The organism is Herbiconiux daphne (genome assembly GCF_024979295.1).
Lineage (GTDB): Bacteria > Actinomycetota > Actinomycetes > Actinomycetales > Microbacteriaceae > Herbiconiux > Herbiconiux daphnes.
The window spans coordinates 1-1,107 of the sequence record NZ_JANLCJ010000135.1 but is presented as its reverse complement, the minus strand read 5'-3'; the positions used below and the strand labels follow the sequence as shown (position 1 = coordinate 1,107).

The window sequence follows — 1,107 nt, the reverse complement described above, 5'->3', positions numbered from 1 at the left end:
TGAAGTCATTTCAATCGGTGGTGGTGTGTCTTGTGGTAAGACTCTGTTAGCACATGAGATAGCATCACATCTGATTATCAATCATAATATCAAGTGTGGCATGTTCATGCTTGAAGAGACGGTTGGTAATACGATCAAGAACGTGGCTGGTAAATCAGCAGGTATCACATTCCATAAACCTGACGCAGACTTCGACCCTGATTTGCTTCGTAAAGAAGCACTTAAATACGATGGTAAGTTGTTCCTTTATAAGAACTTCGGTCAGAATGATTGGGAAGATATTAAACGTTGTATTCGTTTCTGGGTAATTGAACACGGTGTCAAAGTAATCTTCTTAGACAACGTGACTTGTATGGTGTCTCATCTGACAGCAACAGAAATCAACTCAGAGATCGCAACGATTGGTGCTGAACTTGCTGGCATGTGTCAGGAACTCAACTTCACTTGTTTCGTATTTTCTCACCTTAACCCGCCAAAAGCAGGTGCTCCTCACGAGGAAGGTGGTGCAGTTCAGGAAGCACAATTTACCGGTAGCCGTGCGTTGATGCGTTTCAGCCAGCTGATGCTAGGTTTCGAACGTAATAAACAAGCTGATGGTGACTGGAAAAACTTGTCACAGATTCGTCTTCTAAAAGACCGTAACTTTGGTCAATCAGGGACAGTCGGTACAATTTATAATCCTGTGACAGGGCGACTAACTGAACGACCTGAAGATCAGTACGACAAAAAACGTCCGTTCATGATCCCAGGCGAAGCAGAAGAAACACGAATCCCCAGCGATGGAGAACAAGAGTTTTGAGAATCTTTCTGACAGATATTGAAACCAATGGGTTTTATTTTGAAGTCAGTATTTTTCACTGTGCATGGATTATTGATTTAGCGACAGGGAAGCGAAAAGGCTTCCGTCCAAATCAGTTCAAAGAATACTTGGCGACACTGGCTAAGGCCGATGTGGTTGTATACCATAACGGGATCGATTACGACTTGCCAGTGTTAGCTAAGTTAGCGGGTGTGGATTTGACTTTCAACGTATTTGATACATTGGTATTATCACGTATCCTTGACCCGGATAAACAAGGTGGTCACTCACTGAAAGCATGGGGCATT

At 43.1% G+C, this 1,107-nt stretch carries 2 protein-coding genes; both read left to right on the top strand.

The features are described from left to right. The coding region (locus N1032_RS23595; RefSeq protein WP_259542811.1) for a DnaB-like helicase C-terminal domain-containing protein at window positions 1–799 on the top strand (799 nt) is incomplete at its 5' end. Beyond that, window positions 796–1,107, top strand: a 312-nt coding sequence (locus tag N1032_RS23590) for a PolC-type DNA polymerase III domain-containing protein (protein ID WP_259542810.1), incomplete at its 3' end; no start/stop codon positions are given. The genes N1032_RS23595 and N1032_RS23590, both read left to right, overlap by 4 nt.